Genomic DNA, 8,304 nt, shown 5'->3' on the forward strand with positions numbered 1-8,304 from the left:
AATGGAGCGTCCTAATGCCACCATATCTGCTTTTCCATCCCTGATGGCGGCATTGGCCATGGCCGGGTCCTTGATCCGCCCTACGGTGATCACAGGCACATTGACCACCTGCTTAACCGCCTCAGCCATATGTATAAAACACCCCTGGGGCGTATACATGGACGGGATGGTCAGCTCTGTGGATCCGTAAACACCACCGGACACATGGATGTAGGCTACCCCGGCCTGTTCCAGGAGCGGGGCAATGCGCAGGGTATCTTTAAGTTCCCATCCGTTTTCAATGTAATCATTGCCATTGATGCGGATTCCCACGGGAAAGTCTGTACCTGCGGTATTCTTTACCGTGTCAATCACCTCAAACAGAAACCGGGTGCGATTCTCAAAACTGCCGCCGTATTCATCGGTACGGATATTGGAATTTGGTGCAAGGAACTGGTTGATCAGGTATCCGTGGGCACCGTGCAGCTCTATAAAATCAAACCCGGCCTCCCGGCACCGCCGGGCTGCCTGTCCAAAACAGTTGGCAAGGTTTTTTATTTCCTCTTTCTCCAGAGCACGGACCTCTCCTTTAACCACAGCAGGGGCCGGAATAGCAGACGGTGCCACTTTTTCCGGCAGATAGGACTGGCGGCCCCCGTGCAGCAACTGAACCCCGAAACAGACATCATATTCCTTAATCCGGTTAACCATTTTTTTCAGGGCCGGAATACATGAATCCTCATACATCTGGGGAAGCTCAGGCAGTTCCTGGCCGCTGGGGTGAACCCCGCCACCGCCCACAAGCATCATGCCGACACCGCCCCTGGCCCGGGTCGCGAAGTATTCCGTAAGCTGGTCCGTGACATGGCAATGCTCATCCACGCCGAAATTAATGCTCATGGCTGACATGAGCAGCCGATTTTTAACTTCCATGTGCTGGATTCGGATGGGACTGAAAAGATCTGACAGCATAGGTACGTTCCTAATTAGGATTGAATAGTAGGATTGAGAGGGTTACATCCGGCATTAGTCATTGACTAATTTAATTTTTACAATTTCGCCTTTTTTGTTTACATAGGCAATCCCTTGACCAAGGGGGGTTCCGGAAGAGGTGTCAACGATAACGATTTTTTTTTCATCCAATACGTTCGTTGATAATTCTTTTTTACGCGTATTTTTTTTCGATTCCTCAGCCAGGCGGTAGCGCATCTTATTCCTATCGGCAATGAGCTTACCAAGGCCAGCGTAATCGTCGTTCTCGCTTTTGCAGGCCGGCAATACTGCCATACAAAAAACCAGAAAAGAAATCAGAAAAAAACGCATTTATCTATCCTCTCCTGTCTTGAGCCTAATTGAGATCTATTGGGCCGCTTCCACGGTAAAACGGCGATTCAGCCTCATGGTTGAAAACAGGCCGTAAATATCCTGTGCAACATTGATGACCTTTAACTGGCGGTTGGACTGGCTCAGGGAATTATAGGCGGCAATAATCACACCAATACCAACGGAATCCACCATGTTCACGCCACCAAGATCAATAACCAGGTTACCCTGGGAGGCGTTGACGGCGGAAAGCAGTTCCCCCTTAAACCCTTCAGCCATGGACGCAACCACATCTTCACCGGGCTTAACGGTAGTCTGGTCCACATCAGTGACTATTTCACTCATTGTTCTCTCCTTTTGCAATGACGGGTTGAATTAAATTTTTATATTATCTTAAAACCCGGTTTTGTTCAAATCCAAAAATTATCTTCAAATTCACAATCATCAACGTATTCACATTTATTTTCTCCTTGAATTTAAATTGAAGACCATGTATATAATGTAACTTCCCGGCTGATCAAGTCGGGCGGATAATTCTGACCGGTCGCCTCGTAACAAAAGGCCATGAACCTCGTCAGGTCCGGAAGGAAGCAGCGATAAGTGATCCCTTCTGTGTCGCGGATTGATCCCGGTTACGCAATTATCCGCCCTATTTGTTCAGCCGGGTTTTCTTTTTTTACCATCCTTTTTTATCTTGACATGTTTTCAAACAGACTTATTTTTCAGCCACAATTTATCATTAATTCATTTTTAACCACTTAAGTATAAGGGATTTTGGAGCAAATACATTGGTACTCAAAGAGAATAAAAATACAACTGACGGGGAAGCGGAAAAAAACGATTCCCCGAATACTCCAGAGACAGACGAGCAAAAAAATTCCGATAAAGGAAATAACCCGGAAGCCAAAGATGATCTCAAAGGGGTTGAAGATCAGCTAAATGAGCAAAAAGATAAGGTGCTCAGATTATCTGCGGAATTTGAAAATTTCAAAAAGCGCAAGCAAAGGGAAATTGATGATTTCAAAAAATTTGCCAATGAAACCGTTTTCAGACAGCTTCTTTCAGTGGTGGATAATCTTGAGCGGGCCATTGACTCGGCCACAGATGCAGTAGAGGAAACCAGTCTGCTTGAAGGCGTAAAACTGACCCACAAAGAGCTTCTCAAACTGTTTGAATCCTTCAGCATAAAGCGGGTTGAGGCAGAAAATCAACCCTTTGACCCCACGTTTCATCAGGCCGTCACCCATGCAGAGAATAATGACGTACCGGACAATACTGTCACCAATGTCCTGCAAAAAGGATATCTGCTTCATGACAGACTGCTCAGGCCGGCCATGGTGGTTGTATCAAAAGGCGTTGAAAAACAGACCCCAGAAACTACTATAGAAGATTAAAGATATTTAGAAAGGAATTGTTATGGGTAAAATTATTGGAATCGACCTTGGCACAACCAATTCATGTGTCGCGGTTATGGAAGCCGGTGGAGAGGTAAAGATTATTACCAATGCCGAAGGCGGCAGAACAACGCCGTCCATTGTGGCTGTCACTGAAAGCGGGGAGCGTATTGTAGGCCAGACTGCCAAGCGCCAGGCCGTAACAAACCCTGAAAATACAATTTTCGGTGTAAAACGTCTTATCGGCAGGAAATTCAACTCAAAGGAAGTTCAGACTGATATCCCCATACTTCCATATAGATTAGAGGCAGCCGCCAACGGCGACACCCGGATCAATATCAGGGGAAAGCAGTACAGCCCTGCCGAAGTTTCCTCGTTTATTCTTGCCAATATCAAGAAAACCGCTGAGGATTACCTTGGGGAAGCCGTGACCGAAGCCGTGATTACGGTTCCGGCCTACTTTAACGACAGCCAGCGCCAGGCCACCAAGGATGCCGGCAAAATTGCAGGGCTGGAAGTCAAACGCATCATCAATGAACCCACAGCCGCGTCCCTGGCCTATGGCCTGGATAAGAAAGGCGAAGAAAAAATCGCGGTTTTCGATCTTGGCGGCGGTACATTTGACGTCTCTGTCCTTGAAATCGGCGACGGGGTGTTTGAAGTAAAATCCACTTCAGGGGATACACATCTGGGCGGTGAAGACTTTGACCTGCGTATCATTGACTATCTGGCAAGCGAATTCAAAAAAGACCAGGGCATTGACCTGCGAAGCGATAAAATGGCGCTTCAGCGTCTTAAGGAAGCTGCTGAAAAGGCAAAAATGGAGCTGTCAACCTCCACGGAAACCAGCATTAACCTGCCCTTTATTACAGCGGACGCATCCGGTCCCAAGCATCTGGACATGAAACTGACCAGAGCAAAACTGGAGTCCCTTGTGTCCGATCTTCTGGACAAACTGGAAATCCCCTGTACCACTGCGCTGAAAGAAGCACACATGAAACCCGGAGATGTGGATGAGGTGGTGCTGGTTGGCGGCATGACCCGTATGCCTGCGGTTCAGGAACGTGTTGAAAAGATTTTTGGCAAGAAACCCCACAAGGGGGTTAACCCGGATGAGGTGGTTGCCATGGGCGCAGCGGTCCAGGCAGGCGTACTCCAGGGCGATGTCAACGACGTGCTCCTGCTGGATGTCACTCCGCTCTCCCTGGGCATTGAGACCCTTGGCGGCGTTATGACCCGGCTGATAGAAAAGAACACCACCATCCCCACCAAAAAGAGTCAGGTGTTCTCCACGGCTGCCGACAACCAGCCGGCTGTGTCCATCCACGTACTCCAGGGTGAACGCCAGATGTCGGCAAACAACAAGACCCTGGGGCAGTTTGAACTGTCCGACATCCCCCCTGCACCCAGGGGCGTTCCCCAGATTGAGGTTACCTTTGACATTGATGCCAACGGTATTGTTCACGTATCAGCCAAGGATAAGGCCACAGGCAAGGAACAATCCATCCAGATCACGGCAGCGTCCGGCTTAAGCAAGGATGAGATTGAGCGCATGGTAAAAGACGCTGAGCTGCACGCCGAAGAAGACAAGAAGAAACGTGAACTGGTGGATACCAAAAACCAGGCCGAGGCCCTGGTGGATCAGACGCAAAAAACCCTGAAAGAGCATGGGGACAAGGTGGATAAAGCCACCAGAAAATCCATTGAGGATGCTGCCCAGGCCCTGAAGCTGGCCAAAGACTCCGACAACCTGGAGGATATCAAAGCCAAAATTGAAGCCTTGTCCCAGGCCTCCCACAAACTGGCCGAAGTGATGTACCAGCAGGCACAGACAGACAGCCAGGCCGGTGGTGCTGATGCTGGTGCCGGTCCTGCCAACGACGATGATGATGTCGTTGATGCGGATTTTGAAGAGGTCAAAAAAGATAAATAAAGACATTTGATACGGCCCACCCTGGGTCATACCGTGCGGATTCAGGGCGGGAATTTGATGTTGAATATAATCCTGCCGTGATCTATATTGCCCCGGCAGGATTTTTGTTATCGTTGAATTTTAACATTAGGCTGAACCACGGAAAACACGGAAGGACACGGAAATGAGCTTGAGTTTTGAAGAAGAGACGTCAACTTTGACAGTCATCCCAAAATACAAATTAAGCGCTTGGCACCCTGACTTTCAGTGCGTTCCGTGTTTTCCGTGGTCATAAACAGGAGATGTTGATTTAATATGGTCATCACCGACATCCTCCGGCAGAACAACGCACTTTACCCGGAAAAAACAGCTTTAATTGAACGAACCCCGGCCACGGGCAGGCGTACACAGATCACCTGGTCCGGCTTTTACCGGCAAAGCGTTCAGACAGCCAATGCCCTGCAGGCAAAAGGCATTAAAAAAGGGGATAAAGTGGTCCAGCTCATGACCAATTGCCTGGCATGGCTGCCCATCTATTTCGGGGTATTATATACCGGGGCCTGGATCGTTCCCTTGAACTTCAGGTTTGAATCAGACAAAATCCGTTTGTGCACCGTAACAGCAGAAGCCAAGGTTTTTATTTTCGGTCCTGAATTTCTGGACCGGCTGGAAGAAATCAGGCAGGAATTATCCCAATTTGTGGAATTGTGGATATACACAGGACCGGAGAATGATTGCCCGGACTGGGCCTGTTCTTTTAACCCATTCATCTGTAAAGCAGACGGTCTCATACCTCCGGATGTGGAAATCACCCCTGAAGATGATGCAGCCCTGTATTTCACTTCCGGCACCACCGGCACGCCTAAGGCGGTTCTACACACCCACAGGGCGTTGATGCATGCATGTGAAGTGGAAAATGACCACCACAGCCAAACCCATGATGACGTATTCCTGTGCATCCCGCCCCTTTACCACACCGGTGCTAAAATGCACTGGATGGGCTCTTTTCTGGTGGGGGGAAAATGCGTCCTGCTTAATGGTGTCAAGTCTGAATGGATCATTGAGGCCGTATCTGAAGAGAAGTGTACCATTGTCTGGCTGCTGGTGCCCTGGGCTCATGATATTCTCATTGCCATTGACAACGGCCGGATCAAGCCCGCTGACTACAGCCTTTCCCAGTGGCGTCTCATGCACATCGGGGCCCAGCCCGTACCCCCGAGCCTGATTCGGAACTGGCGCAACCATTTTCCTGGTCAGGATTACGACACCAATTACGGATTGACCGAATCCTCAGGCCCCGGGTGTGTCCATTTAGGCGTGGCAAACGCGGACCGGATCGGCCCCATCGGCCTTCCCGGATATGGCTGGCAAGCCCGGATTGTGGACAAGCAGGGCAGCAGGCTGCCCTTTGGTGAAACCGGCGAGCTTATTGTCAAAGGCCCCGGAATGATGAAAGAATATTACAAAAATCCGGAAGCCACGGCCAAAACCATAAAAAACGGATGGCTGTTTACCGGGGACATGGCCAGGTACGACAAGGAGGGTTTTATCTGGCTTGTGGACCGCAAAAAGGATGTGATTATCTATGGTGGGGAAAACATTTTTCCTGTGGAAATTGAAAATTTTTTTCTCAAACATGAAAAAATCCGGGACATTGCGGTGATCGGCGTGCCTGACGATCGTCTGGGAGAAATCCCTGCCGGAATTATCAGCCTCAAACCCAATACCATGATGTGTGAACAGGATGTTCTTGATTTCCAGAGTAAGCTTCCCAGGTACAAGCAACTGAAAAAAATATTTTTCGGTGATGTCCCCAGAAACCCCACCGGTAAAATAGAAAAGCCGAAACTGCGAAGAATTTATGCCGAAGACAAACGCAAATCCATGGATGTGCTACTCAAATAAAAAGGGAAATAAAATGAAATATATGGCCAGGTGTTTTACCGCATGGGCAATGGCGGTTTTTATCTCCATGATACTGGTAACCGTGCCCTGCAATGCGGCCCAGTCCTTTGATGGTGGAACCGCCAAAATCGTTTCCGGGATTGAGGCAAAATACGCCAACAAAAGTTTCACTGCCGATTTTGAACAGGCCTCACGTCTGACCGCTCTGGATGTGACTGAAATTGCCAAAGGCAAAGCCTGGTTCAGCCACCCGGGAAAAATGAAATGGGTATATGAAAGTTCAGACAACCATGAAATCATCACCAATGGGAAAAATCTGTGGATCTATCGGCCCGGGGAAAACCAGATGATGACCGGAGATGCAGCCCCGTTTTTTCAGTCCGGCTCAGGCGGCGCATTTCTGGCAGATATCCGAAGAATCAGAAAAGAGTTCACCATTGAACCGGGCAAATCAGGAAAAAACTTTTCACAACTTGTGCTGACCCCGAAAAAGAAGACCCCGGAGCTTGCAAAAATACGTATCACAGTGAATCTTCCGGGATATGAAATCCCTGTGGTGGAAACCGAAAATCTTTACGGGGACACCACCAAGTTCATATTTACCAATATCAAGTTCAGCATGTTTAACGAACAGATATTTGAATTTACCCCCCCGCCGGGGACAGAAATTATAGAAATGGACTGATGACGACTAAACATTTTACACTCCACCAGCAGATCCGGGACCTGGCCAAGGCAAAGAAGGCCATTATCCTGGCCCATAATTACCAGTCTGCCCAGATTCAGGATGTGGCGGACCTGTGCGGCGATTCCCTTGAAATGAGCATAAAGGCGGCAGCTACGGATGCGGACATTATTGTCTGCTGCGGGGTCCGCTTTATGGCAGAAACCGCAGCCATCCTGTGTCCGGATAAAATAGTGCTCATGCCCAATCCCGATGCCGGGTGTCCCATGGCAGATATGGTTACCCCCCAGGCGCTGGTCAAACGCAAGGGCGACCTTGGCGGCATCCCCGTCATCACCTACGTCAACTCATCTGCTGCAGTAAAGGCGGTATCTGATATCTGCTGCACCTCCGCCAACGTGGTCAAGGTGGTGAACGCCTTAAAGAACGATGAAGTACTCATGGCACCGGACCGGAATCTGGCCCGGTATGCTGCGGCCAATACCGGTAAAAAGATCCATTTGTGGGAAGGATACTGCCCCTTTCACAACGATTTAAGTGTTGAAGCGGTTAACGCATCGAAATCCGCCCATCCCAAAGCCCTGTTTGTGGCCCACCCGGAGTGCCCCCCCAATGTGCTTGAACTTGCCGACAGCATCCAGTCCACATCGGGAATGATCCGGTTTGCCGGTGCAAGTTCTGCCGATCAGTTTATTCTGGGCACGGAGACAGGCTTGATCCATGCCATTTCAAAGGCACACCCTGAAAAAACCTTTTTTCCCGTATCAGATCAACTGGTATGCACGGATATGAAAAAAACGCGATTGCGGGATATTATGAACTGTCTTGAAAATATGTCAGGACAGGTGACGGTTGAAGAAACAATCCGCGTCAAAGCCATGAATGCTGTTAAAAAAATGATTGATACCAAATAGATGGACTGCCATCCCTGGTAAAATAATCCCAAAACCATTCAAAGATGAAGGCCTGAGAAGGATCAAATTTCCATCCTGAAACATGGGGTACCAGGACCAGATGCTCATCTCTTTCTCTCCTGATTTATTTTTTGTTCGGTCTTCAATTCGGATAGATAGGACGCGTTCAGCTCCGGCGTGAATTCACTTGGA

The 8,304-nt window shown here is 48.9% G+C and carries 8 protein-coding genes and 1 other RNA gene; 6 read left to right on the plus strand and 3 right to left on the minus strand.

Annotated elements, in window-relative coordinates; all coding sequences use genetic code 11:
* The 3 genes from AB7U36_RS13635 to AB7U36_RS13645 all read right to left on the minus strand — a co-directional run.
* Positions 1–951 (minus strand): NADH:flavin oxidoreductase (locus AB7U36_RS13635; RefSeq protein WP_428160305.1); only part of this gene is annotated, 951 nt, incomplete at its 3' end.
* Positions 952–1,005: 54 nt separating this feature from the next.
* Positions 1,006–1,302, minus strand: coding sequence for a hypothetical protein (locus AB7U36_RS13640; protein WP_428160306.1), 297 nt, complete (start codon positions 1,300–1,302; stop codon positions 1,006–1,008).
* Between the two features lie 36 nt (positions 1,303–1,338).
* The gene (locus AB7U36_RS13645) at positions 1,339–1,647 is read right to left on the minus strand and encodes an STAS domain-containing protein (protein ID WP_428160307.1); all 309 of its coding nucleotides are present in this window, start codon (positions 1,645–1,647) and stop codon (positions 1,339–1,341) included.
* A gap of 193 nt (positions 1,648–1,840) precedes the next feature.
* On the opposite strand from AB7U36_RS13645, the gene ffs reads away from it, so the two are divergent.
* The 6 genes from ffs to nadA all read left to right on the plus strand — a co-directional run bounded on the left by ffs (position 1,841) and on the right by nadA (position 8,112).
* An RNA gene (ffs, locus tag AB7U36_RS13650) (signal recognition particle sRNA small type) lies at positions 1,841–1,937 on the plus strand.
* Between the two features lie 153 nt (positions 1,938–2,090).
* Complete coding sequence (gene grpE, locus AB7U36_RS13655; protein WP_428160308.1) at positions 2,091–2,696, plus strand: nucleotide exchange factor GrpE; 606 nt, start codon at positions 2,091–2,093, stop codon at positions 2,694–2,696.
* Positions 2,697–2,718: 22 nt separating this feature from the next.
* Positions 2,719–4,629: a molecular chaperone DnaK gene (gene dnaK / locus AB7U36_RS13660; RefSeq protein ID WP_428160309.1), complete on the plus strand. Its 1,911-nt coding sequence runs from the start codon at positions 2,719–2,721 to the stop codon at positions 4,627–4,629.
* A gap of 294 nt (positions 4,630–4,923) precedes the next feature.
* Positions 4,924–6,513: a class I adenylate-forming enzyme family protein gene (locus AB7U36_RS13665; protein ID WP_428160310.1), complete on the plus strand. Its 1,590-nt coding sequence runs from the start codon at positions 4,924–4,926 to the stop codon at positions 6,511–6,513.
* A 13-nt stretch (positions 6,514–6,526) separates the two neighbouring features.
* On the plus strand, positions 6,527–7,198 hold the full coding sequence (locus tag AB7U36_RS13670; RefSeq protein WP_428160311.1) for a LolA family protein: 672 nt from the start codon (positions 6,527–6,529) through the stop codon (positions 7,196–7,198).
* Entirely contained in the window at positions 7,198–8,112 is a 915-nt protein-coding gene (gene nadA, locus AB7U36_RS13675) for a quinolinate synthase NadA (protein ID WP_428160312.1), read from the plus strand. Before AB7U36_RS13670 ends, nadA begins: the two co-directional genes overlap by 1 nt.
* Positions 8,113–8,304: the final 192 nt, after the last annotated feature.

The sequence above is a fragment of the Desulfobacter sp. genome (assembly GCF_050177295.1).

Bases quoted from the DNA above. Each gene is read 5' to 3' on its own strand.
- AB7U36_RS13640 (WP_428160306.1), bottom strand. From the start codon at position 1,302: ATGCGTTTTTTTCTGATTTCTTTTCTGGTTTTTTGTATGGCAGTATTG.
- AB7U36_RS13645 (WP_428160307.1), bottom strand. From the start codon at position 1,647: ATGAGTGAAATAGTCACTGATGTGGACCAGACTACCGTTAAGCCCGGT.
- dnaK (WP_428160309.1), top strand. From the start codon at position 2,719: ATGGGTAAAATTATTGGAATCGACCTTGGCACAACCAATTCATGTGTC.
- AB7U36_RS13665 (WP_428160310.1), top strand. From the start codon at position 4,924: ATGGTCATCACCGACATCCTCCGGCAGAACAACGCACTTTACCCGGAA.
- AB7U36_RS13670 (WP_428160311.1), top strand. From the start codon at position 6,527: ATGAAATATATGGCCAGGTGTTTTACCGCATGGGCAATGGCGGTTTTT.
- nadA (WP_428160312.1), top strand. From the start codon at position 7,198: ATGACGACTAAACATTTTACACTCCACCAGCAGATCCGGGACCTGGCC.